Below are 26,439 nucleotides of genomic sequence, written 5' to 3' on the forward strand. Positions count from 1 at the left end.
TGTCCCGACAATTTGCCCTATTCGCCTTATTCCTGAGCATCTAACCCGGATAGCAGGTTGAGTTTAGCCCGAGAATCTGCTGAGATTCAGCCCTGAAACTTATCGCCATTGGATGAATTGATTGTCTGGTTCCAGCATATTTTGGCACGACTATGAAACCTGGGGTGCCAATCCACAGAAAGATCCTGCTGCGCAATTTGCAGGTATACGCACAGACTTAGATCTGAACCCTATAGGTAAGCCGCTAAAGCTGTATTGCCAGATCCCCAGTGACTATCTTCCGCATCCACAAGCCTGTTTGATCACCGGTATCACCCCACAGCTCAGCCTGCGTGACGGGGTCAACGAAGCGCAGTTTATCGAGCGAATCCATCAGGAATTCAGCCAAGCAAACACCTGCGTCGCTGGATACAACAGCATTCGATTTGATGACGAAGTAACCCGCTACACTTTGTATCGAAATTTTTACGATCCTTATGCCCGTGAGTGGCAGCGAGGCAGTAGCCGCTGGGACATTATTGATATGGTTCGAGCTTGCTATGCCTTGCGTCCGGAGGGGATAAACTGGCCACAAAAAGAAGATGGCACACCGAGTTTTCGGCTTGAAGATTTAACCAAGGCCAACGACATCGCCCACGAGTCAGCGCACGATGCCATGTCAGATGTGTATGCCACTATCGCCTTGGCTAAATTGATTAAAACGCGCCAACCTAAGTTGTATGACTACTTATTTGAACTGCGCAACAAAAAGAATGTACAGGCCCAATTGGATTGCTATCGCATGACACCTGTGGTGCATGTCTCTTCCAAATTACCCGCTGCGCAAGGCTGCTGTACCTGGGTGGCTCCGATATGCCAGCACCCGGTAAACCGAAATGCCGTCGTAGTTCTTAATCTGGCATTGGACCCTACCCCGCTTGACACCTTATCGGTTGAACAACTTAAAGAGAAACTTTATCAGCCCTCCAGTATGCTGGAGGAAAATGAGCAGCGCTTACCCATTAAACTAATTCATTTAAACAAATGCCCTGTTATTGCGCCAGCTAAAACCCTTAGCCCGGAAAATGCCGCCCGTTTAGGTATAGATCGTGAACGCTGTCTAAAACATCTTGAGCAAATTCGTGCCATACCTAACTTAGTAAATAAGTTGCAGGAATTGTTTGAAAGCCCTTCTGATCAGGAAAGCCAGGATCCAGATTACGCACTTTACAGTGGTGGCTTCTTGTCTGATGCAGACAGGGCTCGTTGCGAGCAAATACGCCAGGCAAGTCCCGACCAATTGTCCGTCCTGAGCTGGCAGTTTGACGACCCACGCCTGAAAACCTTGTTGTTCCGTTTCAGAGCCAGAAACTATCCGGCCACACTAAATGCAGACGAACTGAACAAATGGCAGGAGCACCGCCGTTTCCGCTTGTTGGACAGCAGCTCCCCGGCCAGTTTACATATGGAAGAATATTTACGTGAGGTGGAAAGATTAGGTCATGTGTATCAACAAGATGGCAACAAGCTAGCTATTTTGCGCGCGCTATATCAATATGCACAGAGCATCTGACACACACAAAGAGACATGTCTTCCAAGATATGGTAAATGTTAATCGGTTGTTGTCGATAACAAGGCTACAGGAGTAACAAGGCGGAAGTATGAAGGGCATAACCCTTGTCCTGGAAGACAGTGGCAAGTTTCTGAGGCTGAACATAGATACCCAAGAGGTGGAAGGTAATCCTGACGCCAAGCAGCTTATTAGCCTGATTAAGGAAAGTGAGCACGGCCGCCTGTTTGTCTTGGAAGAGTCTCTGGTTAAACTGGCAAATGATGTCCACAAGGCCAAAGAAAACAATAGCCACAAGCAGCTTGATGAGCGCGTAGCAGAGCGCCGGGATGCTGAAGTCAAATTCAAACTAACCGACTCCGATATGCTGGCTGAACTTAGCCTGCTGACGGCTTGTGGCGGGGCAAACCCTAATTACCCGCAACTGCTTAAAATGGCACGAGCTGCCGACATAAAGCGTGGTCTGTCAAGAAAACGCCTAAAAGCGGCCTTACAACAAGCCAATTCCGAGCCTCCCGGCACCCATATCAAAATGATAGTGGCCAAAGGTTTGCCTATGCGTGCCGGTCATTCATCCAAAATGTTGCCCTTAGTCCCCAATGCCCTTGAACGCATTTTGCGACCACAGGAAATCAGTGTTTCCCGGGTGGACATGCGTGACTTAGGCGACGTTATCTGTGTAAAGGCTGGCACGCCGCTATTGCGCCGAACGCCCCCCAGTCAGGGGCGTACCGGCTTTACCGTGCGTGGTGAGAGTCTTCAGCCTACCCCTGGAGAATGGTTAACACTCAAACCTGGAAGTGGCACCTTAATCAGCCCCGATGATGAGAACCTGCTGCTAGCTGAAATAGCTGGCATGCCGAAGTTTAACAACGGCGATATGTGGGTTGATGAAACCTTCGTGTGTAAAGGCGTGAATGTCGGCACAGGTAACATCAATTATGACGGCGCAGTCATAGTCAATGGTGATGTCACTGAAAAGATGATCATCACCGCCTCAGGCGATGTCACTATAAACGGCTTTGTGGAGTCGGCCATTATTCAAGCCGGCGGTGATATTATTATTACTCAGGGCGCCATGGGTAAACAGGCGGAAGTGGGTAAAACGGAATATAGCACCAAATTGTCAGCCCAAGGCAGCATCCACGTTCAACATGGCCAGGGTCTTGAGATCATCTGCAACGGCAATGTAACGGTTGGCAAGCAGTTGGCACATAGCAGCATTATCTGCCGGGGCGCGGTGATTGTGGGTCCTGTCGACAACCCTAATGGCAACCTATTTGGCTGTGAAATCCAATGTCAGCAAGCCGTGCAGGCTGGAACTATTGGAGCGGTATCTGGCTCCAATCTGTTTGTAGACTTCAGCGAAGGCTACAACTTTTTGCTTGAGCGCATTGATGCGATGGAAGAATTACTCAAGCACATTCAGGATAACTATATCCGCCATAAAACCCGAATCGACGTCATCAAGAAGAAGCAACTCCCCAATGATCTGGCCAAGAAAGTCAACATGGCAGTTAAGCTTTATAAGAGTGAAGAGGAATTGCTCGGCTGGGTAATCAAAAAAGTTGAGACGCTAAGAAAGTCCAAAGACGAATATCTGGATACTATCGGTCTGCTCAGCAGCAAAAAAGTGCATTCAGGAGTAGTGGTAAAACTCAATAATCGCACTTGGAAAGCCGACCGCGATTATTCTCGCGGCCGGGTACATTATTTCGAACATCAGTGGCATTTTCAGCCCACCTGATTACCAACTAGCGTTTCAATCTTGCCAGCAGGCTGGAGGTATCCCAACGATTTCCTCCCATAGCTTGTACATCAGCATAGAATTGATCAACCAAAGCAGTCATAGGTAAGGTTGCACCAAGCTCCCGGCCTTGCTGCAAAGCGATACCTAAGTCTTTACGCATCCAATCTACCGCAAAGCCAAACTCATATTGGTCAGCCAACATCGTCTTATGTCGGTTTTCCATTTGCCAGGATTGGGCAGCACCTTTACTGATAACCTCAACAACAGCTTCGCAATCCAGCCCTGCTTTTTGACCAAAATTCATTGCTTCAGCTAAACCTTGCACCACCCCCGCGATACAAATCTGGTTCATCATTTTAGCTAACTGCCCGGTGCCACACTCACCTAACAAACGACAAAAACGCGCATAGCTCTGCATTACCGGCTCAGCCAGGGCGTAACTCGGCTGTTTTCCTCCCACCATAATAGTCAATTGCCCATTCTCGGCACCAGCCTGTCCGCCTGACACCGGTGCATCTAGAAAGCCCACCTGTTGTGCTTCGCAAAGCGCTTCCAGTTCACGTGCTACGGTTGCAGAAGCGGTTGTATGATCAACCAGCACAGTGCCAGCCTGCATACCAGCCAGCGCTCCTTGCTCACCCAATACCACTGAGCGCAGATCGTCATCGTTACCCACGCAGACAAAAACCAGTTCGGCACCACTTGCCGCCGCTTTAGGTGTGTCAGCCATGGTTCCCTGGTATTTCTCTACCCAATCCAAAGCTTTTTGCCTGGTACGGTTATACACACACACCTGATGACCGGCTTTTTGCAAATGTCCGGCCATGGGAAATCCCATCACACCTAACCCGATAAAACTGACTTTCATGAAACGGCCCTTCTTGTACTTGGCGAATAATCAAATTTATGCTGACATTAAGGCCCATACCAGCCCAAACCAGTTAAGCTGTCGGGTTTGAAGATGCAGGAACCAATAATGACAAAGTCCGTGTATGATTTTGACATGCAACGAAGTAACGGCCAAACCCAAAATCTGGCTGATTATCGCGGTAAGGTGCTACTTATCGTGAATACGGCCAGCCAATGCGGGTTCACTAAACAATATGCCGGGTTACAACACTTATACGAGACATTCTCCTCGCAGGGCTTCGAGGTACTGGCATTTCCTTGCAACCAGTTTGGCCAGCAGGAACCGGGAAGTAACGCAGAGATACAATCGTTTTGCGAGCTAAACTTCAAGGTGAGCTTTCCAATCTTTGCCAAAATTGACGTGAACGGTCCAACGACTCCCCCTCTGTATACCCATTTAAAGGCTCAGGCGCCGGGCATATTTGGTTCACAGCGGATAAAATGGAACTTCACTAAGTTTTTGGTCAACCAACAGGGTGACGTGGTAAAACGTTTCAGCCCGACAGCAACACCAGAATCTATTCAGGCCGATATTCAGCGCCTGTTAGCGTCAAAATAATCTCAACAAGGAGTGTCCATGAAAGTCGCAGTATTCAGTGCAAAGGCTTATGACGAACAATACTTATCCCTGGCCGGCAAGGGGTTAGAGCTGTGCTTTATCGAATCTCGACTGAACAATCAAACCGCCAGCCTGGCACAGGGGTTTGATGCGGTTTGTGTGTTTGTAAATGACCAGTTGGACGCTGGCGTATTGAACACCCTGCATGCGGGTGGCGTGCGTCATATTGCGCTGCGCTGCGCTGGTTTTAACAACGTGGATTTAGAACATGCCAAACAACTTGGCATGGGTGTTTCCAGAGTACCGGCCTATTCACCAGAAGCGGTTGCAGAACACACTCTGGCATTAGTACTGACGCTGAATCGTAAACTGCACAAGGCCTATAACCGAATCAAGGAAGGAAATTTCTCTCTTGATGGCTTACTGGGCTTCAACCTGCACGGTAAAACCGTCGGCATTATCGGCACTGGACGCATTGGTCTGGCGACCGCCCGATTATTCAAAGGCTTTGGTTGCCAAGTGCTGTGCCACGATCCCTATCCAACAGATGAAATCACCACACTGGGAGGAAAGTATGTTGAACTGGACAGTCTATTTGAGCAGGCAGACATCCTCTCATTGCATTGCCCCTTGACACCAGACACTAAACATATGATCAACCAGCAAAGCCTGACTAAGATGAAAAGCGGTGTCATGCTGATTAACACATCTCGCGGCGCATTAATTGACACGCAAGCTGTCATTCAGGCCTTGAAGAGTCAAAAGATAGGTTTTCTCGGCCTAGACGTATACGAAATGGAAGGTGATCTGTTTTTTGAAGACCTGTCTAATCAAATTATTCAGGATGACATTTTCCAGCGACTTTGCACCTTCCCCAATGTGTTGATCACCGGCCATCAGGGCTTTTTCACCCATGAGGCACTGGTACAGATTGCCCAAACCACAACCAACAACCTACGACTGACCGCGCAAGGTAAAAGTGACGACCTCACTCGCCTGGCTTAATGGCTATAACATGAAAATAACGGCCCAGCCAAACAAAGGGGTGGCTGGTGCCGTATTCCAGCTCTTTCGCTTTTAGCTGCTCGTAGTGCGTGGTTTGAATGCTTTTATCACGCACGTAATCGTGGAAGCAACGAATCCCGGCTTTGTGAATCACCGTTAATCCGGCCGCTTCCAGATACGCCAAAACCTGTGCCGGGCACACCGCTTTATTGGGATTAAGTCTGACCCGGTTAGGCACCACAAAATCTTTATCGATGTAATCAAAATTGCCGTAGATAACGTTGCTGAACAAATGCGCATCGCTATTGAAGAAGCTCAATGACAATTGCCCCCCTGGGGCCAGCTTGGTTAACAATCCTTCAATGGCATCCAGTGGCTGGCTCAGCCATTCCAGCACGGCATGGCAAAGGATCACATCAAACTGCGTTTGCTCGTTAATCTCCTGCAAAGGGCCACAGTGGTAGCTGACTTGCGGGTAGTCTGCCAGTTTTTGTCTGGCAATATTCAGCGCATCTTCTGACAGGTCGTTAAGTAGTATCTGATGCCCCAGTTGCGCCAGGGTCTTAGTCATAACGCCGGTTCCGCCACCGGCATCCAATACTCTTTGAGGTGCTGACGGCAGGTACTGGAGCAGATAGTGCTCAAGCAACTCATGGCGTAGCCGCCCCTTGGTCGTACCGTAGATGTTTTTCTCAAATTTCTCGGCTATACGATCGAAACTCTGGTCCTGGCTGTACTGTTTATGCATAGCGATATCCGTCAAGCGGGATTGGGTATGTCAACGAAGGTCACTGCCAATCCCAGTTCTTTTGCCAGGTGCTCACCAAGGGCCTTTGCACCATAGCGCTCAGTGGCATGATGACCTGCAGCAAAAAACGCAATGCCACATTCCCTCGCCACATGAATGGTTTGTTCCGACACCTCACCACTGATAAAAGCATCTATGCCCTGCTCTGCGGCCAAATCGATAAAACTTTGTCCACCGCCGGTACACCAGGCTACTGTTTTTATGGGTTTATCTGTGGCTTCCACTAAAGGCACACGGCCGAGTTTAGCCTCTATACGACGGGCAATAGCTTGTGCATCAAGTGGCTCAGCAAAACGCCCTCGCATAGCCACTGATTGAGGATTATCAGCATCTAAGCCGCCCTCTGTTTGAATATCCAATAGCTTGGCAAGCTGTGCGTTGTTACCAAGCACGGGATGAATATCCAGGGGCAAATGGTAGGCCAGCAAATTGATATCATGCTTAAGTAAGCTTGCCAGACGTTGCTTACGCATGCCGCGAATCGTGGCATCCTCGCCCCGCCAGAAATAACCATGATGAACCAATATGGCATCGGCTTGCTGTTCAATTGCTGCATCAATTAAAGCCTGGCTGGCCGTAACCCCCGTTACCACCCGGTGGATAGTATTACGCCCTTCAACCTGCAGACCATTGGGACAATAGTCTTTGATTTTGCCTGGACTCAGTAAATTATCCAGATATTGGCAGAGTTCTTGTCTTGAAATCGTCATGATTCGCCTGTTTTTGTTACAAAAGGGTTGAAAATTAGACATTAAAAAGCAAAGAGGGTATAACAATGCATTCTGCTGTTTTACGTGCCGAAAAGCACGAGTTTAATGTATTGGGAGAGTCCCCGAGTATGAGTAAGATGGATAAAGACGAGATTATCGCTAAGTTCACCGAAGCCTACCAGGCCGCCCATGGAAAGGCGCCAACGATCGAAGCTAAGGGTGGTTGGTATTCCGTCGATGGTGGTAAAAATCTGCGTCTGGCACAGCTGGAAGAAATGATCGCTGAGCTGGGTGGTAGCAAAGCCGCACCAGCGACCAAGGCTGAAAAGAAAACCGCCGAAGCAAAACCTGCTGCGAAGAAACCAGCAGTGCCTAAAGCTAAGGCCAAAGCCAAGCAATCTTCATTTTCAGTAAAAGCCTACTGGGCTGAGCAACTGGCTGCTAAAGATAATCTGTGTCGCGAGCCGCGTTAATCGCGCTGGATTAAGCGACCTCAAAAAAAGCGACCTCGTCAGGTCGCTTTTTTTATGCCGGGATTATTTGGACGATTTCACACTGTCCAAAAACTGGGAAAAACGCTCCTTAGTATTCGCCACGGCCTGTTTATGTTCAACAACAGGTCGTGGATAGTCCAAGCCACTGGCTCCTGGCCACTTTTGTGGCTCATGCAGGTATTTAAGCGGAACCTTTTTTAATTCTGGCACCCACTGCAACAGGAACTCACCGTCAGGATCATAGCGCTGTCCCTGCGCCGCAGGATTAAAGATACGAAAGTAAGGCGCTGCGTCGGTTCCCACCGAAGCACTCCACTGCCAACCGCCATTGTTCGAGGCAAAGTCCCCGTCAATCAATTTTGACATAAAATAATCTTCGCCCCATCGCCAGGGCAATAGCAGGTGTTTACATAAAAAACTCGCCACTATCATGCGCAGTCGGTTGTGCATCCACCCCGTGGCATTCAAACAACGCATCGCGGCATCCACAATGGGGTAACCTGTTTGTCCCTGACTCCATGCGTCAAATAATGATTTGTCGTTGTGCCAAGCAAAGCTATCGTATTTGTCGTTGAAGCAGTGGTAACGGCATACATGAGGAAAATGAAACATCACATAACGATAAAAATCCCGCCAGGCGAGTTCACGCAGCCACACAAAGGCCCCGCCCTGCCCTTCAAGCAGTTCTGGGCCATATTGAACAAGCATCTCATGAGCTAATTGCGCTGGGGCCACCGCACCAATACTCAAGTACGGAGAAACGCCACTGGTGCCCGATTGCGCAGGAAAGTCTCGCTGTTCCCAATAATCATTAACTTTGTCAGTAAGAAAGCTCTGTACCTGGTTAAGGATATCCCCTTCATCACAAGGCCAATCCTTGCTACTGCCGTCTAACCAACAGGGTAACGAATTACTGTCAGTGGTTAGTGAGTGGGAAAAATTCAGGGAATCACTAGGTGCATGCCACTGCTGAGGTGTTGGCAGGTTGCCTCTAACATTCTCCAACCACTGGTGAAAATAAGGTGTGAATACTTTATAAGGCAGACCTTGCTTGTTGAGTAAATGGTCAGGGCGAACCAGACAAGTATCATGAAAGAAGCCCATCTTAATCTGTTGAGCACCCAGGAGTTCTTTCACCTCCTGATCACGTCTGCGCTCGTCTAACTCGTACTCCGCATTACAGTAGACATGGGTAATGCCTTGCTCAGTGCATAGTCTTTTAAGTGCGGCAGGAATAGCATCAAAATCATCAGCTTCGATGAGGTTTAACTGCACGCCTTTTTCTGACAGCTCAGTTTTCAATGCCAGTAGCCGTCGCATTAGCAAATCAAGTTTGATCGGTGCTAGCCCATAGTGCTGCCACTGCAAAGGTGTAACAAAGAATACCGCACTGACCTGCTTATGATTGTCTGTGGCATAAGCTAACGGGCTATGCCAGACCGTGCGTAGATCACTACGCAACCACACCAAGGCTGTCAATGCTCAGGCCCTCAGTCCTAGTTCTTGCGGATAAGGATCGAAATAGGATTGCTGAGCCAAGTACGCATTAGGAAAATGCCGCAAATGGTGTTTAAGCAATGTCACCGGTGCCAGTAAAGGAACCCGCCCTAATCGGTAATTGTCAATCTGCTGGCTGAGCTCGTGTTTATCTGCAGAGGTTAAATCACGTTTGAAGTAGCCTTGCATATGCATCAGTACATTGGTGTGCTTACGTCTGTTGGTCGGCTTAGACAAGGCTTGCATAACCAGAGCCAGGTATTCCTGCGCTATGGTATGTTCCTGTCCTTTGGCCTTAGCAACCAATCGCCCCAAAGAACGATACAGCACCGGGCTGTATGCCATCACAAGTAATTTATGCCGACTGTGAAACTTCACCAAGGTATTGACGCTTAGACTATCCAGCACCTGATGTCTGAATTCGTGGTAAACAAACACCCTAGTGATAAAGCTTTCGCGTAAACCGGCGTCATTCAGTCGCCCATCTTCCTCAACTGGCAGGTGTGGAAAATGCTCCTTGAGTAACTGGGTAAAAAGCCCCTGACCACTGCGGTGCAATAGTTGCCCTTCACTGTCGTACACTTTGATACGCTCCATACCGCAACTGGGACTCTTAGCCGCCACCACATAGCCATCCAATTGCTCAAGGACAGGCAACTTTTTAGCAAAAAATGTCCGCATAGCGTCGGTATGATCTATTAACCCATTACGTGAATCAGTCAAATGAATGCCATCGGTCATTTCACGCAGGTGGATAGTCGGACGAGGCACTGGCATGCCAATGCCAACTTCCGGACAAATTGGCTGATAAGTAACGTGGGGCTGCAGTTGCCGGGTTACAAAAGTCGATTGTTTGTGACCACCGTCATAGCGAACCTGATCACCCATAACGCAAGCGCTGACGCCAATTTTTGGCATGGATATTCTCGGTAGATTGCTTCTTAATAGCTTAACTTACGAGAAATACTGCCGCCAGGATCACTTAGCCCGTTTTTTTCCGTTGCTGCGCCTACCGGCGATCACATCATCACGGTTGACGACGATAGTTTCAGGACCGAGCTCCTGTTCCCCTAGCTGATAGGTATTGTCACCCATTTTACGCAAGACTTTGGCGGTGCGACCTTGATATGGTCCGCGTTTAATATAAACACAGCGTCCCAGCAAACTGGGCGGCGGGCTTGGTAGATCGGGTTGGGCTTTAGTTACAGGCATGCAAACCTCACACAAAAATCGCTATACAAAACCAGGCCAAACACAGGAAAAAGGCGCAGGTCAATCAGGTCAAATTGCAATTCGCATTAGTCTGAAACGAACAGACAAAAAGGAGTGGCTGCATTGGCAGGAATTTTAATAGAAAACGGCAAAAACGATAGTGCCGCCATGTATAAATACCCATAGCGAGGTATTACCAAAAATACGTTATAAGGCTTGAAAACAATAAGGCGCACATTATGTGCGCCTTATATTGCTTAAGCCTGTGGTTCGGAGTTTTCCACCCGGCTCTTAAGCTTCTGACCAGGTCGGAAGGTCACAACCCTTCTGGCTTTGATTGGAATATCTTCGCCGGTTTTGGGATTACGCCCAGGACGCTCGTTCTTCTGGCGAAGGTCAAAGTTGCCGAATCCGGACAGTTTAACCTGCTCACCGGATTCTAAAGCTTCCCTGACTTCCTCAAAAAAGGATTCAACCAGGTCTTTAGCGTCACGTTTATTCATGCCCAGCTTTTCGAACAAATGTTCAGCCATATCGGCTTTCGTCAGCGCCATAAACTCAATCCCTCAGAGATGCCTCAAATTGCTCTGACAACGCGGCCAGAATTCGCTCTACCACAGCTTGAATCTCATGCTCTTCAAGGGTTCTCGCTGGGTCCTGCAGTGTCAAGGAAATCGCCAGGCTCTTATACCCCTCAGCAATGCCCTTACCTCTGTATAGGTCAAACAAGTTTAGGCCAACTAGCTGATTTCCACCAAATTTTTCTATGCAAGCAAGTATGTCAGCGACAGTATGGCTGTCCTTGACCAGCAATGCAATATCCCTGCGATTGGCAGGATAACGTGAAATCTCTTTGGCCTGAGGAATACGTCGCTCGCTGAGCGCATCCAATTCCAGCTCAAATACGTAAGTACGGCCATTGAGTTTAAGCTCTTTTTCAAACTGAGGGTGAATCGCACCCAACAGTCCGACCTGCTTGCCATTGCGGTACACTGCGGCCGCCTGACCTGGGTGTAACGCACTGTGTTCAACAGCTTTAAAGCTGAATTCATCAGGGGCAGCAGCGGTTGCAATCAAGGCTTCCACCGCGGCTTTAATATCAAAGAAATCTACCGCCGCTGTGGTCATATCCCAATGTTCCGTCTGGCGAATACCCGCCAGTACGCCACCGATCACTGCCTGCTGAGACACCCCTGCCGCTTCATTGGCATCGGGTAAGAAACGCAAACCGGTTTCGAACAGCGCAACCTGGCTTTGCTGGCGCTTCTGGTTATATGACACGGCTTGTAACAATCCGGGCCACAAGCTCAAACGCATAGAGGACATCTCTACCGAAATAGGATGCGGCAACTCCAGGGCGTTTAGATCAGGGTATAGGCTCTTCTGCACCTTAGGATCAACAAAGGAATAAGTGATGGCTTCCTGGTAACCCAAGCTGACCAGACGCTGTTTCATCAGCATCAACGGCGTATTACGTTCCTGGTGTTTAGACATCTGCAAGCTTGCGGAAGGCGCAGCCGGCGGAATATTGTGATAACCATAAACCCTGGCCACTTCTTCAATCAGATCTTCGGCTATTGCGATGTCGAAACGGTAGCTGGGTACATCAACGGTCCAACTTTCCTGACCTTGCTGAACATTCAATCCCAGGCGCTGAAAAATATCCGTGACTTTATCGGTATCGATATGAATGCCGATCAATCTGTCCAGATTGGCACGCTGCAATGTCACCTGGCGCTCTGCTGGCAAGTGCGCTTCGCTCACTGCTTCAACGACTGGCCCGGCCTGACCACCAACAATGCTCAACAACAATGCTGTGGCACGTTCCATTGCCTCACGCTGTAGCTTATAGTCAACGCCGCGCTCGTAACGGTGTGACGCATCGGTATGTAAACCATACTGACGTGCCCTGCCTTTAATAGCGTCCGGCGCAAAAAAAGCGCTTTCGAGGAAGATATGCTTGGTTTGAGCCGTCACACCTGAATGCTCACCACCAAAGATACCCGCCATGGCCAGCGCTTTGTGTTCATCCGCAATCACTAAGGTATTGTCAGCCAGCTCAACTTCCTGACCATCTAACAACACCAGCTTTTCCTTGTCCTTGGCTAAACGGACCTGCACATCGCCCTGCAGTGCGTCGTTATCAAAAGCATGCATAGGGTGGCCAAGTTCGAGTAACACATAGTTAGTCACATCCACCACTGGATCAATGCTACGCACGCCACTGCGGCGCAGCCGCTCCTTCATCCAGGTTGGCGTTTTGGCCTGCATGTTTACGTTTTCAATTACGCGGCCCAAATAACGAGGGCAAGCTTGCGGGGCCTGTAACACAATACCGCGCTTATGTGTGGTTTGTGCGGGCACAGGCTCAACAGCCACGGACTGAACAGGCAGCTGATTCAATACACCCACTTCGCGAGCTAACCCTTTGATACCTAAACAATCAGCGCGGTTAGGCGTCAGGTCCACTTCGATGCTGACATCATCAAGCTGCAGGTATTCACGGATGTCCTGGCCTATTGGGGCATCCAGCGGCAGTTCAATAATCCCGTCGTGATCATCAGACAAACCAAGTTCAGAAGCTGAACACAACATGCCATGAGAAGGCTGACCACGCAGCTTGGCTTTCTTGATTTTAAAGTCGCCTGGCAGTACCGCGCCAACCACTGCGACAACAACTTTCAAGCCCAAACGGCAGTTTGGTGCTCCACAGACGATATCTAACAGCTCATCGCCGCCTACATTTACCTTAGTGACGCGCAGTTTATCGGCGTCAGGGTGCTGACCACAGTCCACTACCTCACCAACCACAACACCACTGAACTCGGGTGCAACCGCTTCAATGCCGTCGACTTCCAAGCCTGCCATGGAGAGCTGCTCAGATAATTGTTCGGTAGAAATAGCAGGGTTAACCCATTCTCTTAACCACTTTTCACTGAATTTCATGCTGCTATTAATTCCTAGTTAAACTGTTTCAAGAAGCGCAGGTCGTTTTCGAAGAATGCACGCAAGTCATTCACTTCATAGCGTCGCATGGTCAGACGCTCGATCCCCATTCCAAAGGCAAAACCTGTGTAGATCTCGGGGTCGATATTCACGGCACGCAATACGTTGGGATGCACCATCCCGCAGCCTAACACTTCAAGCCATTTACCACTGCTGGTTCTAACATCCATTTCCGCTGAAGGCTCAGTAAAAGGAAAATAAGATGGGCGGAAACGTACTTCCAAATCTTCTTCGAAGAAGTTGCGCACGAAATCGCTAAGGATACCTTTCAGATCAGCAAAACTGACATTCTTATCCACCATCAGGCCTTCAACCTGATGGAACATTGGGGTATGGGTCTGATCGTAATCGTTACGATACACGCGCCCTGGCGAGATAATCCGAATAGGCGGCTTCTGCATTTCCATGGTACGAATTTGCACACCGGAGGTTTGCGTGCGCAACATCAAATCCGGATTGAAATAAAAGGTATCGTGGTTAGCCCGTGCCGGGTGATCGGCAGGAATGTTCAACGCATCAAAGTTGTGAAATGCATCTTCGATTTCTGGCCCCTGTTTAACAGAGAAGCCTAATTCCGCAAAGAAACTTTCAATGCGTTCAATGGTGCGGCTAACCGGATGCAGTCCACCACTGGCCTTGCCGCGGCCAGGTAAGGTAACGTCCACCCGTTCCTGACCCAGTTTGGCATCCAGTTCCTGACGACGCAGGAGCTCGGATCGCTCGTGAATCAGCTGTTGGACCCCTTGTTTGGCTTTGTTGATCTGCTCACCAGCAGCAGGACGTTCTTCTGCGGACAGTTTCCCAAGGCCCTTCAGCAGCTCTGTCAGCTTGCCTTTTTTGCCAAGGAATTCGACCCTGACCTTATCCAACTCGACCATGTCGGTGGCGTTGGCCACCAATTCTGCGGCCTCTTTGCTTATGGCTTCAAGATCCATGTTTTCCTCAATTTCAATGCATCTGGCTATGCGCGGCCTCAGAATTGCCGCACAAAAAGAATAAAACGCAGAATTCTACACGAAAGTACGTTTTTCCCGCTAGGTAAATGCTTAAAAAAGAGCTAAAAATAAGGAAGTTAAAAGGTGTAAATCAAACGGTGCTCTAGCTTTACCGATGTTTGTTAGCAACAAGTGAACCCGGCGTAAACTATCGTTCAACGTGAGGTTCGGGCGTTTCATCAAAAGGCCTGACCTGAGAGCCAAAAATATACTGTATAATCTGCGCTCTTGTGATCAGAGTTGGGCAAGCCTGCTCTGTGTTGTTCGCATCGTGCGCCTTAAGGCGTACTCCGGGTTTGTTGTTGTCGGCAAGGGGCCTTCCGTCCTTGCCGTATGTCCCCGGTATAAAGGAAGTGATTCGTTTTTATGAAAGTTTACACAGCAAGGCAAGCTATTCTTAATCGACGCCAACAGACCGTCGCTTACGAATTGTTTTTCAGGGACGGCATTGAAAATGCGTTTCCCCGCCACGTCAAACCAGATGTGGCTACCAGCAGGCTGGTCTTAAATCAGCACCTGAATATCGGTTTTAAAAACCTGTGCCGTAATAAAATGGCGCTGATTAACTTTTCCCAGCAAAGCTTACTTGATCACGTCCCAGCACTCCTTCCGCCAAAGGATATTGTGATTGAGGTACTAGAAGACGTAGAGCCGAACGATGAAATCTACGCGGCATGTCGGCAATTATTCCATGCCGGCTACCGCTTTGCCCTTGATGATTTCGTTTATCACCCGGATTGGGAACGCTTTTTAAACTTCGCCAAGCTAATTAAGTTTGATATCCAGCGCACCAGCTTGGACGACGTCGCTGCCCTTTTGCCAGTGCTGCGTATGCGCAAGGGCGTGCGCTTTCTTGCTGAGAAAATCGAAACCCATGAGGAATTTACTCAGGCTAAAGACCTGGGGTTTGATTTTTTTCAGGGCTATTTCTTCTGCGTGCCAGAAATGGTGGAACACACGGATATTGAAGCCCAGCATCATATGATACTGGCTATTTATCTGGAAGTGCTCAAACCTAATTTCAGTTACAGCAAACTGGCCATGTACTTTGAGCGAGATTTGTCACTCTCCTATAAACTACTGCGATTTATTAACTCAGGACTGTTCGAAGTGCGCGAGCCCATAGGCTCAATTAAGCAGGCACTGATTTATCTTGGCGAAGAACAGGCCCGCAAGTTTATTTGTCTTATCGCTACCGCGCATCTTGGTGGAAACAATAAGCCACTAGAACTGATTCGCATGTCGATTCTGCGCGCACGTTTTTGCGAACTGCTATGCGCTAAAGTCGCGCCAGCGCTAACAGGTATGGCGTTTCTATGCGGATTGTTTTCCCTGGTTGATGCCTTATTGGGACAGCCCATGGACCAGGTACTGGAGCGCTTACCACTGGAAGATGAGGTCAAGCAGGCACTGCTCAGCCAACCAGGCACACTTTGTTCAGTGCTGGCGCTGGTTAAAGCATACGAAAGTGGTAGCTGGTTCTGGACACAAAAACATAGCAATGCGTTAAAACTTGAAGAGAGCATTCTGCCCGACCTATATAGCCAGGCAGTACAATGGTCAGAGGATTTTGAAGCCAATACATCCGGAAAGTAAGCGCAATTGCGCACCTATCCAGATTAAGCTTTCAGTTTAAGCACATAGCCCAACGCCCCGCGGATTGCCGCCACTTGGGCCTGGATACATTGTTCGGGCGTTGCCTTGGGGCTATCGGGATACACTTCTGTGGTTGTCACATACAAGGCATCGGTTACCCCGGCGCACAAACCCAACTTTTTCGTGTCGTAATTGACCACACCAAACTGAACAAGCGGCGAACCTATTAGTTGGTTATTCTCATCAGCCTCGGCAATATGTGTGACGTCTTGTACAGCATCCAGTACGGCCCGCTGAAATTTTGGCATCGGACTAAAGGTGTCGCCGACCAGATAGAAGCCATCCGGAATATTCCAGTTGTCATGGGTTTTGCCATCTCTGGCCGCCAGCGCAGGGCGAAACTCTGAGTTATCGGTGTCTGTGGTCTCGTGCAGGTCAATGTGCATAGTCACTGCCACATCCATTTTGCGCAGCCAATGCATCAGCGCCACCGACTCTCCGGCTTTGCTACCTACATAGAAAGAACGGTTAGGGTCAATGGCATCAGGGTTCCAACGGTTAATAGTTTCATAACCCCAGGGACTGATGCAGGGGGCAATCAACAAATTCACTTTACCCAAATAATCAGCCGCATGGCGTTGTGCAAAACGCAAAGCCCCTTGCACGCCACTGGTTTCGTAGCCATGTACACCGCCTGTAACTAATGCAGTGGGAAGTTCTGGCTGCCAGTTTTTGCTGCGTAGCCCCCACAGCGCATACTGGCCATCGGCATAATCTAACTGGCCATACTGCTCCAGATTAAAACTATCCTGCAAAGCCAGAATGTGCCTTTCCACCTCATCAGCATAAGAACGTTGAATATGCTGACTGGCCAGCCAAGCTAATTTTTCACTTGCACCCCAGGGCTGACCTGGCGTGCCGATTGGATAAGGATTTGAAGACATAAACTGCATGACTTAATAACAAGATTATTTACATCCTAGCAAAATGTCACTGACTGGCATAAGTCGCAATAACTAAAGCCGGTTCATCTGCCTAGAAAAGCACCAACACACCACGCCAACCGGCGGGGTGACAGCCTAGGAGGCATTCGTTAAAATGGCCGCCCTTTTCTTTTGGCCCTGTGCAGTATGATTTCATCTGGTAAAGACGCTATTTATTCCAGCCCCTTGGGCCGGGTTTCTGATTTTCGCTTTGACGAAAATGTCGCCGAAGTCTTTCCGGATATGATCCAGCGCTCAGTCCCCGGCTACAGCACCATAGTAGACGCCATAGGCCAAATGGCTGGCCGTTATGTGCAATCCGGTTCTAGATTGTACGATCTGGGCTGCTCTTTAGGGGCGGTAAGCTTAGCTGCCAGTCGCTATATCCAGGCCCCAGATTGCCGGATAATAGGCGTAGACAACTCACAAGCCATGGTGGAACGTTGTCAGCGCCATATCCAGGCGTTTAAATCTGAAGTACCCATTGAGGTGCTATGCGACGACCTACAAAACGTTGCTATCCACAATGCCTCTATGGTGGTGATGAACTTTACCTTGCAGTTTATCGAACCGGATCAGCGCCAGGCCATCATCCAGGGTATTTATGATGGTTTAAATCCCGGCGGCATCCTGGTGTTATCAGAGAAGATCCGTCATCCCTCAGAGCAAGGTAATGAGCTGCTGATTGAATTGCATCATGAGTTTAAGCGTCGTAACGGCTACAGTGAGCTTGAAATCAGCCAGAAGCGCACAGCCCTGGAAAACGTAATGAAAACAGACAGTTTTGAAGCGCATGCAAAACGATTACAGCAAGCCGGATTCAGCGACGTGATCTTGTGGTTTAAGTGCTTTAACTTCTCCTCCATTGTCGCCATCAAGTAGGTAAAGCATGCAACATTTTCAGGATTTTTACCGCCGTATTGCTGGCACTGAACTGTCTCCCTGGCTGGAAGTACTGCCAGCGCAATTGGCCGATTGGTATAAGCAACATAAAACCGATCTGGATAAATGGCAGAAATTACTCAGTAAACTACCCATAACGCAACCAGCAGATATTGATTTGCTCCGCCAGGTCAGAGTCGGTAGCGAGCACGATGTGACGCCCCATGAGCAGAAACAGATCCTGGGTCTACTGCAGCAGTTTAAGCCTTGGCGTAAAGGTCCATTTCATATCCATGGTGTGCATATTGATACCGAGTGGCGTTCTGATTGGAAATGGGACAGAGTGCTTCCCCATCTGAGTCCTTTGGCCGGACGTTCAGTGTTGGATGTAGGCTGTGGCAGCGGCTATCACTTGTGGCGCATGCGTGGTGAAGGTGCAAAATTGGCAGTAGGCGTTGACCCCTATCCGCTATTTTTAATGCAGTTCATGATTCTTAATCACTTTATTGGCGACGATAGCGTATTTCAGCTCCCTCTTGGGATCGAAGCTTTACCCGAACTAAAGAGTTTCGATACGGTGTTTTCCATGGGTGTGCTGTATCACAGAAAGAGCCCGCTGGACTTCTTGCAACAGCTCAAAAGCCTGCTTAGAAAAGACGGTGAATTGGTATTAGAGACTCTGGTGGTAGATGGCGATGCACAGACCGTATTGCTGCCCGGCGAGCGCTATGCCCAGATGCGTAATGTATGGTTTATTCCAAGCGTCGCGGCACTGGAAAACTGGCTGGCGCGGGTGGGCTTTAGTGACATCCGTACGGTAGATGTGTCCACCACCAGTTTGGATGAGCAGCGCAGTACGGAATGGATGCGCACCCATTCACTGAAAGACTTCCTGGATCCCAACGACTTAAGCAAGACCATTGAAGGCTACCCCGCTCCAGTGCGGGCAGTCACTATTGCCAAAGCCTGAACAAGTATTTAGCCGCCTGGTGTAAGGCGACTAAGCAACCTCAGGTGCCGATAAGGCCTTACTGTAAAAGCCCGAAGGATCAAAGCAGCACACCCGTTTCTTTCCCGACGCCAGCATGTTACAGGCGTCCTGAATACGCTTTGCCCTGGTTTTGGCCTGCTTAGCAGTGGTTATCCAATGCAGCCAATCAACTCGGGCAAGCGTGGTGGTTGCCTGCCAGGTGGCTTGCGCCTCTGGCACATTGTTTAAGGCTTGCTGAAAATCAGCAGGAAGCTCGGGCTCCGGCTCTTCAGCCACCGCTTGTATCTCAAATTCAACTTCATCACCAATGCTCACGGCAGCGGCCTGCATGAGTGCGAGATCGACTTTGAGCCAATGGCTCTTTCGGCCATCTGGCTCCAGTTGTGCTGTAAAACTGTGGTTATTGATGTATCCGTCAATACTGGTTCGACCGCGCCTGGGCAGCTTTTCACTGACATCCAGCGGCAACACAATAAATGACCACTCCTCATTCCCCGCAACTTTCGGGCGCAACAATTCAGCATGAAATTGTGATTTAGTGTCCTGAGTCATAAATGCCTCCTGAATTTCCATATTGCAGCCAGCCAATTTTTCACAAACCCAGCTTAGCATCTTGGCGGAATGCCTTGTCAATGTGGCCAATATAGCCTCTTAGAAACAGCCAAACAGCAATTTTCTTCAATACTTCGCCCTGACATCCAGACAGACTGCCCCAAACTAACTGACTAAGGAACGGTATGAGCTTTGCCATGCTTTTATCTATGGGGGCGTTTGCACTGGCAGCGTCAATTTCACCTGGCCCGGTTAACCTGGTGTGTTTAAGCAGCGGAACCCGCTACCCAGTAGCACAAGGGCTGATATTCGTCACCGGTGCAACGCTGGGCTTTGTGCTGTTGTTTCTGGCCATTGGCTTGGGCCTTTATTCAGCTATGCAGCTTGTGGCTGGGCTTGATAATCTGCTGCGCTGGCTGGGTGCCGCATTTTTACTGTATTTAAGTCTGCAACTAATGCGTGATAACGGCCGTTTACCTGAAGATCGCAAACTTAGCGCCCCCGGTTTTTTCACCGGCGCGCTGATGCAGTGGCTTAATCCTAAAGCCTGGCTGGCGTCAGCGTCCGGCATTGCCGCCTACACTAATGGTCAGGATATATGGCAGGTGGCCGTATTTGCCGGGCTATATCTGCCGATTTGTTGGCTGTCACTAAGCTGCTGGGTCTATGCCGGTGCCTACTTGCAGCGCTATGTTCATCGTCCCCAGACGTTGATAATTATCAACCGCACTCTGGCGCTGCTACTTGCATTGAGTACGCTGTATTTGTTGTTCGGGTAAAGATTGACGGTACTGTTTAGGCGTAGCCGCCACCAAGCGCTTAAAGGTACGCTGAAAATGCGCCTGGTCGGCAAAGCCCAGTTCTAACGCCGTTTGTGCAATGGGTTGGCCTTGCTTTAACGCGTGCTGACCCAGTTGTACCCGGCAATTCAGTAAATACGCATGAGGGGTTAACCCGAAATACTGTTTAAAGGCCCGCACCAAATGACCAGGGCTGTAGCCAGATTGCTCACACAAGCTATCCAGAGACACATCATCAGCTGCGTGTATGCGAATATAATCGGCCAGTTTTTGCAGCTTTTGCGGCACAGCGGCTAACCGCGGCTCTTGGCTGTCGGCTAGTTCGAAGAACAAGGCACTGAGGTATTCCACAACCGCCACTTGCTTATCCAGCAATACACGGCTGTCATCCAACAAACAATCGGCCAGTTGGCAGTAACCATCAAACCATTGGGGCTCGCGGATCACCGACGTGGTGATATCCTGCCAGTGGCAACTGCCTAGCAGCCCGGCATCAAAGCGCAGTTGGGTCAGCCAATTAGCATCGATATACAGCATCAGATAGCCCCAGGGCTGGTTATCAACCGGATTGCAGGCGTGCACCCACTGGGGATTCATCATCACCAAGGTGCCAGCCGTGACCAGCACCTCCTTCTCCTGATAAACAAAGGTACTGCACCCCTCGGTAATCGCCCCCAAAGACCATTGCAGGTGACTATGCGGCGCATAACAAACCTTGCGCCCTTCCCTGACAACCCGCAGCTCCACATAAGGCATACGAGGGTCTCGCCAAAAGAAGGGGCCACAGCTTTGGGGCATAGTCAAACTCCTGCTCACTATTTACTCGCGAGTTTAGTTGTGTTGCAACACATTGATTAAGGTACCTTGCGGGTCGCGAATATAGAAGCGGCGCACGCCCCAGGGCTCTGAAGCCGGGCCGTATTCAAGGGCAATACCGGCGGCTTTCACGCGGCTAAGCACCGCATCCAGATCATCCACTTCGATAGATAAATCCGGCACCTCAGTATCAGCACCGCCTTGTGAAGCCAGACTGATTTGCGTGGTCATGCTATTGCCGGCACTTAAGGTCTTGATCCAGCCATGATCCATCACCAGCTCCAAGCCAAAAACTGCCGTATAAAATGCACAGGCCTTATCCGTATCCGGCGCTGAGATATTGGCTACAATTCGCTTTACCGTCATTGTTATGCTCCTGCCTGTATGCTGCTTGGCTTCAACCCTAACATAGTCATCAGCGGAATTTGAAAACGCGTTACAAATTGTCTCGAAATTGATAGTACTGCGCGATTCAAGACATCAGTTTGACTTCAATAAAGCTTATAAAGCCAACTGCCTGGCTAAAAAGTTCAGAGCTGTTTTTCCAGCAGCGCTTTGATACTGCTCACCACCAAATACGGGTCAGCAACATGCATGTGGTGTTGGTCTGATTCTGAATAGACCACTTGCGCCGCCGTTGAGAGCCTCAGAAAATTCACCTCGGCGTTTTCAAATAACCGCGCCATTTTCGCGGCAATATCTGCTGGCACAAATTCCGGATCATAAGGCTTACCGTCCGGCTTTGCGCGCAGAATGATCTGTGGTTTGTCGCTCACAATAGGTTATTGACCTTTAGAGCGTTTTTGCGCCTTAACTATCTCAATGGTATGAGTCAAAAGGTCCTGGCCGCCGGGCAAGCCATGGCCAGGGATGACTAATTCAGCCTTAGGATACTGCTGCAAAATCCGGGTGACCGACACCGGCCACTCGGCCAGATCTGCATGTGAGGTGTTACCGGCGTTCTGACGCGCCAGTTCATGCACGGCGCAGCCGCCAAATAAAACTCTAGCCTCTGGCACATACACGGCCAGATTATCCGGCGCGTGACCATGGCCGGGGTAAAACAATTCAACCGGACCAAATTGCAAGGAATCGCCGCTGGCTGATAAGGCTGGCAATGTGTCCTGTGGTATTTCATTGCCTTCAGCTTTAGCCAATTGGCGGGTTAACGAGGTGGCATAGGTTTTCACCCCAGCCTGCTTAAGCACCTCCACGCCTTCCACCCTGTCATCGTGAAAATGGGTGGAAATAGCACGGGTAACCGGCAAACCAATCTGCATTTTTATTTCGTGCAGCAACGCGCGGGTGTTCTCTGCCCCCCAGGCCGTGTCAATTAACAGTAGTTCGTTACCCTCTTTGACTATCAGACCATTTGACGGATAAAGCACACCGTTGTAGTCGTGGGTAGCCACATGGCTCCATACGCCATCGGCAAGCTTAAACAGTCGCACTTCCCCTACTGGGATCTCGGCCGCCTGAGGGTATCCATCCAGGCGCTCTGCGCCATTGGCTACCGCCGTAAATGCACAAAATGACAAAGAAAAAAGGCGAAAGGTGGTGAAAAATCGAAAACGGCTAGACATAACAACATCCTTACTTTGGACAGCCACCAGGCTTATCCTTTCTTACTGGTTAGTGTCGAGGGAGTCGCCAAACTATAAAGAGTTGTGAGCCCGGCGCCAATAAAAAAGCCAGGAGACTGCCACTAGTGGTTAAGGCAGCGAAAGCTGTCGAATCGCCTATTACCGCTTATCATAAAAAAGGCGGCCAACCGGCCGCCTTGAGTGAATTGATTAGTGCTCGTGCACCCAGTGCAACGAGCGGGCTTTGGCCTCCAGATTTTGCTGGGTTTGCACCGGCATACTCTGTACCTTGCTGTTTTCAAAGAAAAACGCCTTGCGCTTATCTTTGCTGCCCACTTCGTTCATGGTTTTCGCATCGTAAATACGGCCGTTAAGCACGGTGTAATCCACATATTCAGAGCGTTTAAGGTCGCTTAGCACATCGCCGTCAATTACCACCATGTCAGCCAGTTTACCAACCTCCAGGCTACCTATGTCTTTATCCATGCCCAGGTGTTTAGCACCATCGATGGTGCCGCCACGTATAGCCTCCCAAGGGGTAAAGCCGCCCTGCTGCATATGCCACAGCTCCCAATGTGCCCCCAGACCCGGACGCTGACCATGGGCACCAATATGTACGCTGACCCCGTTATCACGAAGCTTTTTCGCGTAAGCGGCTACATCAAAGTGGTGGTATTGCTCATCCGGCGCGGTGGGGCGGCGAATAGCGCGGCTATCCAGCATATAATGCGGGGTATAACGCAGCAGGCGCTCGTTCTTCCACACCTCGGTTTTATCGTACCAATACTCTTCACCCATAATAGTGCCCATGGTCACCACAAAGGTGGGAGTGTAGCCGTAACCCGATGCCGCCCAAAGCTGGGTCACATCGGAATAGGCATTGGACAGCGGGATGGAGTGTTCGAGACCGGTATGGCCGTCAACCAGCATGGTCATATCCAGCAGGAAGCGCCCCGCCCCTTCCGGCACCACCATCATGCCCAGATCCTTACCAGCAGCAATAATCTGTTGGCGCACATCACGGCGTGGCTGGTTATAGCTTTTCACCGAAATCGCACCCACGTCTTTCAGACGCTGCAAATGGAATTTGGCATCACCGGCGTCATCAAAAATGGCTTTGATGGATGGCCAGTTGGCGCCATATAAAATGGTGCCGGTGGAATAAATACGTGGGGCGATGATCTCGCCAGCCTTTTGCATTTCAGACGCCGAGAATATTTCTGTGGTGTCGTTAGATGGGTCGTGAATGGTGGTTACCCCAAAGGCCACATCGGCAAAGTTACGCCAGTTCTGACGCGGAATAATTTCATCACTGCCTTGCGAACCGTGCGCATGGGCATCAATCAGCCCAGGGATCACCGTTTTGCCACTGATATCCAGTATCTGGGCGCTACGGGGGATCTCCACTTCACCTTGCTTGCCAATGGCCTTAATGCGGTTGTTCTCAATCAGCACCACACCGTTTTCTATCACTTCCTGGCTTTGGTTGGCATCGCGCATGGTTACCAAACGCCCGCCCACCAGGGCTTTCAGCCCGTCCGGCTTATCCGCTTTATGTTTAAACGACAGATCAATCCCTTCGCTGACCGGCTCTGGCAAGGTGTCGGGGGCGCCGTCGACAAAGCTAAAGGCATCTTTTAGCTCACGTTCAAACAGCAGCGGCCCATGGTGCCAGCTTAAGGCCTGATTGTCGGCCCGCCAGGTCAGAAACTCACCGGCACGGCTGGATACTTGCTTAACCGGCAGTGAGCTCATAGTTGGTCCCACAGTTAGCAACTTGCCGGTCTCAGCATAGGGTGCAATGTAGGCATTGTACTGATAGGTAAAGGCCAGCCATTTACTATCGTGAGATAAGCGGAACTCCACCGCCTGGTCGCCACCATCCAAGTGTTCACGCTTGTCTTTACCGTCGAGATTAACGCTCACCAGTTTAGTATTTGTGGAGGAAGGCTCGGTAAAATAGACCCGGCTGTTATCACCGGCAAAATGCGGCGCAGAGCCACTATTCACCAGCTTGCGGTTTTCACCGCTTTTGATATCCGCCAGATAAATACCTGGCTCCAGCGACCACTCTGCGCTTAGCAGATAACCGCCGGTGAACTTACGATACACCACCTGGCTGCCGTCTAGATTAAAACTTGGCTCGGCATAATGACCGGGCTGCGCGCTCACCACTTTGCTGCGCCCGCCCTTAGCAGAGATCACTCTGACCTCACCTAACTTTTGGTCATTCCAGGTGGTATACACAATGGACTTACCGTCATTACTAAAGCGTGGATAAAACTCATCCTGCTCGTTCTGGCTGGTCAGGCGCTTGAGCTTGCCGCTTTTAAGGTCTTTGACATACAGCTTACCCAGCGCTTGGAACAAGGCGGTTTTGCCGTCAGGCGAGGTTTGCGCCCAGCGGATCATTTTCACATCAAATTCATCCGGGGCCACATCTACCGGGAAGCGCAGCGCCTTGGCAATCTGCTTTTCAACCTTAACGTCCACCGGCACTTGGGCCACTTCCTTACCACTCATATTGATTTTATGAAAGGTGCCGCCAGTCCAGTACAGAATCTCTTGGCTATCTGGCGTCCAGTCGAAATAGGCAAAGTAACCTTCCGAGCCAAAACCTTCCTGCATGTCGCGCTCAAGCTTATCGGTCAGCAGGGTTTCACGGCCAGAGGTTAAGTCCATTACAAACAAGCCGGTGTTTTCTCTTACCCGGCGCACAAAGGCCAGTTGCTTGCCATCCGGCGACGGGGTGGGCACCACCGCGCCACCTACCCCACTGACCAGGGTGATGTCCTCGCCGGTTTGCCGGTCATAGCGGCGAATAGCGAAAATGCTTTTCAGCGGGTCGCGGTTATATTCAAAAGTACCGCCAGGGCTCATGTCTTTGGTGTAATAGATATAACGACCATCCGGAGAAAAGGCCGGGTCGGCCTGGTTTTGCTGCTCGGTTTTGCCGTTGTCCCGCTCTTTAATGGGCAAGCCGCTGCCACCGCTATGATGGAACAGCCAAATCTCTCCCGCGGGAATACTGCGAGTGGAAACCTTACCTATGGTCGCGGCAATATACTGGCCATCCGGGCTCCACTTGGGGGAATGCACTACATCTTTTTGTACTTTAGTGACCTGTTTAAGATCGCTGCCATCGATCTTCATGGTCCACACGTTGGTATTGCCATCGCGGTCCGAAATAAACGCAATACGCTGGCCATCCGGGCTAATGGCCGGATGCACGTTAAAGGCTAAATCATTAGTCAGCGCCTTAGCGCTACCGCCTTTAATGTCGCTGATATAAAGATCGCCCAGCATATCAAACACAAACTGCTTGCCGTCGGGGCTGATATCCAAACTCGACCAGGTGGTTTGGTTGGTATTGATGCTTACGCTGGTCATCTCCAGCGGCGGATTTAGCACATCCCACTTGGGTTCTTTGTCTTTGCCATCGGCTTCCTCAGCCATCAGAGCGGGGCTGCCCAGGCCCATTATCAGGGCCAGAGCGATAGGGGTAAGTTTTCCTGTTGTCATGGTGCCTCTTGTCGTTATCTTTTTATGTTGTTGTAAATCCATCATGCCAGACCTTGCCGGCAGGTCCTAGCCAAAGCACTGTTGTGCCACACAAACATCTTAGACGCCTAGCCAGACACGGCCAGCTTACGGGTAAATACGTTCAGTTTTTTAAGAAGGCACTGGTGTTTACCACCAAGAACACCAAGAGCTACGAAGGTTTAATACAGACGAATATGA

The 26,439-nt window shown here is 50.0% G+C and carries 25 protein-coding genes; 9 read left to right on the plus strand and 16 right to left on the minus strand.

The features are described from left to right. Positions 1-121: 121 nt before the first annotated feature. Together sbcB and KJY73_RS16385 are read left to right on the plus strand one after the other, a co-directional pair. A complete protein-coding gene (sbcB, locus tag KJY73_RS16380) occupies positions 122-1,552 on the plus strand; it encodes an exodeoxyribonuclease I (protein ID WP_214344810.1) in 1,431 nt (476 codons plus the stop codon). 89 nt (positions 1,553-1,641) lie between these two features. Beyond that, a complete protein-coding gene (locus KJY73_RS16385; RefSeq protein ID WP_214344811.1) occupies positions 1,642-3,297 on the plus strand; it encodes a DUF342 domain-containing protein in 1,656 nt (551 codons plus the stop codon). A 7-nt stretch (positions 3,298-3,304) separates the two neighbouring features. Here the strand turns inward: KJY73_RS16385 and KJY73_RS16390 are convergent, their stop codons facing one another. Then, positions 3,305-4,168, minus strand: coding sequence for an NAD(P)-dependent oxidoreductase (locus KJY73_RS16390; protein ID WP_214344812.1), 864 nt, complete (start codon positions 4,166-4,168; stop codon positions 3,305-3,307). Positions 4,169-4,276: 108 nt separating this feature from the next. Here KJY73_RS16390 and KJY73_RS16395 point away from each other — a divergent pair, with 108 nt between their 5' ends. Both KJY73_RS16395 and KJY73_RS16400 read left to right on the plus strand, forming a co-directional pair. Further along, the gene (locus KJY73_RS16395; RefSeq protein WP_214344813.1) at positions 4,277-4,768 is read left to right on the plus strand and encodes a glutathione peroxidase; all 492 of its coding nucleotides are present in this window, start codon (positions 4,277-4,279) and stop codon (positions 4,766-4,768) included. Positions 4,769-4,786: 18 nt separating this feature from the next. Then, positions 4,787-5,773 carry a 2-hydroxyacid dehydrogenase gene (locus KJY73_RS16400; RefSeq protein WP_214344814.1) on the plus strand — a complete coding sequence of 329 codons (987 nt, stop codon included), beginning with the start codon at positions 4,787-4,789 and terminating at the stop codon, positions 5,771-5,773. Here KJY73_RS16400 and KJY73_RS16405 read toward each other — a convergent pair. Next, positions 5,757-6,521 (minus strand): methyltransferase, encoded by a 765-nt coding sequence (locus KJY73_RS16405; protein ID WP_214344815.1) that lies wholly within the window; start codon positions 6,519-6,521, stop codon positions 5,757-5,759. The two genes, KJY73_RS16400 and KJY73_RS16405, sit on opposite strands and share 17 nt — an antisense overlap. A gap of 11 nt (positions 6,522-6,532) precedes the next feature. After that, entirely contained in the window at positions 6,533-7,285 is a 753-nt protein-coding gene (locus KJY73_RS16410) for a Nif3-like dinuclear metal center hexameric protein (RefSeq protein ID WP_214345304.1), read from the minus strand. A gap of 134 nt (positions 7,286-7,419) precedes the next feature. On the opposite strand from KJY73_RS16410, the gene KJY73_RS16415 reads away from it, so the two are divergent. Further along, the gene (locus KJY73_RS16415) at positions 7,420-7,764 is read left to right on the plus strand and encodes a hypothetical protein (RefSeq protein ID WP_214345305.1); all 345 of its coding nucleotides are present in this window, start codon (positions 7,420-7,422) and stop codon (positions 7,762-7,764) included. A 63-nt stretch (positions 7,765-7,827) separates the two neighbouring features. Here the strand turns inward: KJY73_RS16415 and phrB are convergent, their stop codons facing one another. From phrB to pheS, 6 genes are all read right to left on the minus strand, one after another. Beyond that, positions 7,828-9,264: a deoxyribodipyrimidine photo-lyase gene (gene phrB, locus KJY73_RS16420; RefSeq protein WP_214344816.1), complete on the minus strand. Its 1,437-nt coding sequence runs from the start codon at positions 9,262-9,264 to the stop codon at positions 7,828-7,830. A gap of 3 nt (positions 9,265-9,267) precedes the next feature. Next, positions 9,268-10,200, minus strand: coding sequence for a YbgA family protein (locus tag KJY73_RS16425; protein WP_206596072.1), 933 nt, complete (start codon positions 10,198-10,200; stop codon positions 9,268-9,270). Positions 10,201-10,260: 60 nt separating this feature from the next. Then, positions 10,261-10,494 carry a DUF3912 family protein gene (locus tag KJY73_RS16430; RefSeq protein ID WP_206596073.1) on the minus strand — a complete coding sequence of 78 codons (234 nt, stop codon included), beginning with the start codon at positions 10,492-10,494 and terminating at the stop codon, positions 10,261-10,263. Positions 10,495-10,751: 257 nt separating this feature from the next. Beyond that, positions 10,752-11,048: an integration host factor subunit alpha gene (locus tag KJY73_RS16435; protein WP_188697804.1), complete on the minus strand. Its 297-nt coding sequence runs from the start codon at positions 11,046-11,048 to the stop codon at positions 10,752-10,754. A 4-nt stretch (positions 11,049-11,052) separates the two neighbouring features. Then, entirely contained in the window at positions 11,053-13,440 is a 2,388-nt protein-coding gene (gene pheT, locus KJY73_RS16440) for a phenylalanine--tRNA ligase subunit beta (RefSeq protein ID WP_214344817.1), read from the minus strand. A gap of 14 nt (positions 13,441-13,454) precedes the next feature. Beyond that, positions 13,455-14,435 carry a phenylalanine--tRNA ligase subunit alpha gene (gene pheS / locus KJY73_RS16445; RefSeq protein ID WP_206596075.1) on the minus strand — a complete coding sequence of 327 codons (981 nt, stop codon included), beginning with the start codon at positions 14,433-14,435 and terminating at the stop codon, positions 13,455-13,457. Between the two features lie 426 nt (positions 14,436-14,861). Between pheS and KJY73_RS16450 the strand changes: the two genes are divergently transcribed. Further along, the gene (locus KJY73_RS16450) at positions 14,862-16,091 is read left to right on the plus strand and encodes an EAL and HDOD domain-containing protein (protein ID WP_214344818.1); all 1,230 of its coding nucleotides are present in this window, start codon (positions 14,862-14,864) and stop codon (positions 16,089-16,091) included. A 23-nt stretch (positions 16,092-16,114) separates the two neighbouring features. On the opposite strand, the gene KJY73_RS16455 is transcribed toward KJY73_RS16450, so the two are convergent. Then, positions 16,115-17,035 carry a M14 family metallopeptidase gene (locus KJY73_RS16455; protein ID WP_214344819.1) on the minus strand — a complete coding sequence of 307 codons (921 nt, stop codon included), beginning with the start codon at positions 17,033-17,035 and terminating at the stop codon, positions 16,115-16,117. A 189-nt stretch (positions 17,036-17,224) separates the two neighbouring features. Between KJY73_RS16455 and cmoA the strand changes: the two genes are divergently transcribed. Both cmoA and cmoB read left to right on the plus strand, forming a co-directional pair. Beyond that, a complete protein-coding gene (gene cmoA / locus KJY73_RS16460; RefSeq protein ID WP_214345306.1) occupies positions 17,225-17,956 on the plus strand; it encodes a carboxy-S-adenosyl-L-methionine synthase CmoA in 732 nt (243 codons plus the stop codon). A 7-nt stretch (positions 17,957-17,963) separates the two neighbouring features. Then, the gene (gene cmoB / locus KJY73_RS16465) at positions 17,964-18,926 is read left to right on the plus strand and encodes a tRNA 5-methoxyuridine(34)/uridine 5-oxyacetic acid(34) synthase CmoB (RefSeq protein ID WP_214344820.1); all 963 of its coding nucleotides are present in this window, start codon (positions 17,964-17,966) and stop codon (positions 18,924-18,926) included. A gap of 30 nt (positions 18,927-18,956) precedes the next feature. Here cmoB and KJY73_RS16470 read toward each other — a convergent pair whose 3' ends face one another. Then, a complete protein-coding gene (locus KJY73_RS16470; protein ID WP_214344821.1) occupies positions 18,957-19,499 on the minus strand; it encodes a YdeI/OmpD-associated family protein in 543 nt (180 codons plus the stop codon). A gap of 185 nt (positions 19,500-19,684) precedes the next feature. On the opposite strand from KJY73_RS16470, the gene KJY73_RS16475 reads away from it, so the two are divergent. Next, positions 19,685-20,278 (plus strand): LysE family translocator, encoded by a 594-nt coding sequence (locus KJY73_RS16475; protein WP_214344822.1) that lies wholly within the window; start codon positions 19,685-19,687, stop codon positions 20,276-20,278. On the opposite strand, the gene KJY73_RS16480 is transcribed toward KJY73_RS16475, so the two are convergent. The 5 genes from KJY73_RS16480 to KJY73_RS16500 form a co-directional block, all read right to left on the minus strand. Next, complete coding sequence (locus tag KJY73_RS16480) at positions 20,240-21,097, minus strand: AraC family transcriptional regulator (RefSeq protein WP_214344823.1); 858 nt, start codon at positions 21,095-21,097, stop codon at positions 20,240-20,242. The genes KJY73_RS16475 and KJY73_RS16480 overlap by 39 nt on opposite strands. Before the next feature lie 33 nt (positions 21,098-21,130). Continuing rightward, complete coding sequence (locus tag KJY73_RS16485) at positions 21,131-21,481, minus strand: VOC family protein (RefSeq protein WP_214344824.1); 351 nt, start codon at positions 21,479-21,481, stop codon at positions 21,131-21,133. A gap of 164 nt (positions 21,482-21,645) precedes the next feature. Then, a complete protein-coding gene (locus KJY73_RS16490; protein WP_214344825.1) occupies positions 21,646-21,891 on the minus strand; it encodes a hypothetical protein in 246 nt (81 codons plus the stop codon). A gap of 6 nt (positions 21,892-21,897) precedes the next feature. Further along, positions 21,898-22,698 (minus strand): subclass B1 metallo-beta-lactamase, encoded by an 801-nt coding sequence (bla, locus tag KJY73_RS16495; RefSeq protein ID WP_214344826.1) that lies wholly within the window; start codon positions 22,696-22,698, stop codon positions 21,898-21,900. Between the two features lie 210 nt (positions 22,699-22,908). After that, positions 22,909-26,220, minus strand: a complete 3,312-nt coding sequence (locus KJY73_RS16500) for an amidohydrolase family protein (protein WP_214344827.1) — start codon at positions 26,218-26,220, stop codon at positions 22,909-22,911. Between the last annotated feature and the right edge of the window lie 219 nt (positions 26,221-26,439).

The sequence above is a fragment of the Bowmanella yangjiangensis genome, assembly GCF_018531185.1.
In the GTDB taxonomy this organism is placed as follows: Bacteria; Pseudomonadota; Gammaproteobacteria; order Enterobacterales; family Alteromonadaceae; genus Bowmanella; species Bowmanella yangjiangensis.

What these genes read in the sequence shown, in the direction of transcription:
- KJY73_RS16385 (WP_214344811.1), top strand. Translation starts at nt 1,642, where the DNA reads ATGAAGGGCATAACCCTTGTCCTGGAAGACAGTGGCAAGTTTCTGAGG.
- KJY73_RS16390 (WP_214344812.1), bottom strand. Translation starts at nt 4,168, where the DNA reads ATGAAAGTCAGTTTTATCGGGTTAGGTGTGATGGGATTTCCCATGGCC.
- KJY73_RS16395 (WP_214344813.1), top strand. Translation starts at nt 4,277, where the DNA reads ATGACAAAGTCCGTGTATGATTTTGACATGCAACGAAGTAACGGCCAA.
- KJY73_RS16400 (WP_214344814.1), top strand. Translation starts at nt 4,787, where the DNA reads ATGAAAGTCGCAGTATTCAGTGCAAAGGCTTATGACGAACAATACTTA.
- KJY73_RS16405 (WP_214344815.1), bottom strand. Translation starts at nt 6,521, where the DNA reads ATGCATAAACAGTACAGCCAGGACCAGAGTTTCGATCGTATAGCCGAG.
- KJY73_RS16415 (WP_214345305.1), top strand. Translation starts at nt 7,420, where the DNA reads ATGAGTAAGATGGATAAAGACGAGATTATCGCTAAGTTCACCGAAGCC.
- KJY73_RS16425 (WP_206596072.1), bottom strand. Translation starts at nt 10,200, where the DNA reads ATGCCAAAAATTGGCGTCAGCGCTTGCGTTATGGGTGATCAGGTTCGC.
- KJY73_RS16430 (WP_206596073.1), bottom strand. Translation starts at nt 10,494, where the DNA reads ATGCCTGTAACTAAAGCCCAACCCGATCTACCAAGCCCGCCGCCCAGT.
- KJY73_RS16435 (WP_188697804.1), bottom strand. Translation starts at nt 11,048, where the DNA reads ATGGCGCTGACGAAAGCCGATATGGCTGAACATTTGTTCGAAAAGCTG.
- pheT (WP_214344817.1), bottom strand. Translation starts at nt 13,440, where the DNA reads ATGAAATTCAGTGAAAAGTGGTTAAGAGAATGGGTTAACCCTGCTATT.
- pheS (WP_206596075.1), bottom strand. Translation starts at nt 14,435, where the DNA reads ATGGATCTTGAAGCCATAAGCAAAGAGGCCGCAGAATTGGTGGCCAAC.
- KJY73_RS16450 (WP_214344818.1), top strand. Translation starts at nt 14,862, where the DNA reads ATGAAAGTTTACACAGCAAGGCAAGCTATTCTTAATCGACGCCAACAG.
- KJY73_RS16455 (WP_214344819.1), bottom strand. Translation starts at nt 17,035, where the DNA reads ATGTCTTCAAATCCTTATCCAATCGGCACGCCAGGTCAGCCCTGGGGT.
- cmoB (WP_214344820.1), top strand. Translation starts at nt 17,964, where the DNA reads ATGCAACATTTTCAGGATTTTTACCGCCGTATTGCTGGCACTGAACTG.
- KJY73_RS16470 (WP_214344821.1), bottom strand. Translation starts at nt 19,499, where the DNA reads ATGACTCAGGACACTAAATCACAATTTCATGCTGAATTGTTGCGCCCG.
- KJY73_RS16475 (WP_214344822.1), top strand. Translation starts at nt 19,685, where the DNA reads ATGAGCTTTGCCATGCTTTTATCTATGGGGGCGTTTGCACTGGCAGCG.
- KJY73_RS16480 (WP_214344823.1), bottom strand. Translation starts at nt 21,097, where the DNA reads ATGCCCCAAAGCTGTGGCCCCTTCTTTTGGCGAGACCCTCGTATGCCT.
- KJY73_RS16485 (WP_214344824.1), bottom strand. Translation starts at nt 21,481, where the DNA reads ATGACGGTAAAGCGAATTGTAGCCAATATCTCAGCGCCGGATACGGAT.
- bla (WP_214344826.1), bottom strand. Translation starts at nt 22,698, where the DNA reads ATGTCTAGCCGTTTTCGATTTTTCACCACCTTTCGCCTTTTTTCTTTG.
- KJY73_RS16500 (WP_214344827.1), bottom strand. Translation starts at nt 26,220, where the DNA reads ATGACAACAGGAAAACTTACCCCTATCGCTCTGGCCCTGATAATGGGC.